This is a genomic window from Litoribrevibacter albus (assembly GCF_030159995.1).
GTDB lineage: Bacteria > Pseudomonadota > Gammaproteobacteria > Pseudomonadales > Litoribrevibacteraceae > Litoribrevibacter > Litoribrevibacter albus.
Genome location: NZ_BSNM01000020.1, coordinates 1 through 947 on the forward strand (window position 1 = coordinate 1; position 947 = coordinate 947).

1 protein-coding gene is annotated in these 947 nt (G+C 46.0%); it reads right to left on the reverse strand.

What is annotated here, in order from left to right; all coding sequences use genetic code 11:
- Positions 1–32: 32 nt before the first annotated feature.
- A partial coding sequence (locus QQL66_RS18480) for an IS30 family transposase (protein ID WP_284383485.1) occupies positions 33–947 on the reverse strand: 915 nt, incomplete at its 5' end.

Below are 947 nucleotides of genomic sequence, written 5' to 3' on the forward strand. Positions count from 1 at the left end.
CGCGAATTCAACTCGCAAGTGCAACACTCGCCCTAAGCCGCAGCTTTTAATTCGTCATAGACCTTCTGCGGCTGCTTAAACCCAAGACACTTTCTGGGCCTCAGGTTTAATTTCTTTTCTATGATCGATAAATCATCATTGGTCACGAGCCTAAGATCGCTTCCTTTAGGAACATACTGCCTCAGCAAACCATTAAAATTTTCATTCAGCCCTCGCTCCCATGAAGAGTATGGATGAGCAAAATAGGTCATTGCCTGAAGAGCTTCTTCGATCTTTTTATGCTGGGCAAATTCGCCACCATTATCGAACGTTATTGTCTTTACGAACTTCTTGTGTGGCTTGAGCATGTCGATAATGGCTTCGCTTACCTCATCGGATGACTTGCTGTTTACTCTGCGGATCAAGTACAACCGACTCTTTCGTTCTGCAAGCGTAACAATGGCGCCGGTTCCATGTTTTCCTAACACCGTATCCGCTTCCCAGTCACCCAGTCTGGCACGGGCTTGAACCTCCGAAGGCCTGAGCTCAATTGATCGTGCATCAGCAATAGGTAAGCGATTATGGTGCTTACCTTTACGGTATTTTCTATTGCCTTGTCTTAGGTGTTTGAATAGCGTTCCACCGGACAATTTATCCTTGGCAATGAACCGGTAAATCCATTCATGACTCACTGGAAAACCAAGTTCGTTCAGCACAGCCGATGCTTGTTCAGGGCTCCAATCCGCCTCTATAAAACTGCGAACATAGAACTCGGTTTGAGCTGATACCCGATACTTGGAAGCCTTGATTTTTCTGGTTTGGGTATGCTTTTGCGCCAACGCGGGACAATAGACGTTTCCCACCGTATTTCGTTTCAACTCTCTACTGATGGTGCTGGGATCAACCTCCAGCAACTCAGCAATCTTTCTCTGACTCAAACTCTGGGATAAATAGGCTTGAATCTGGTA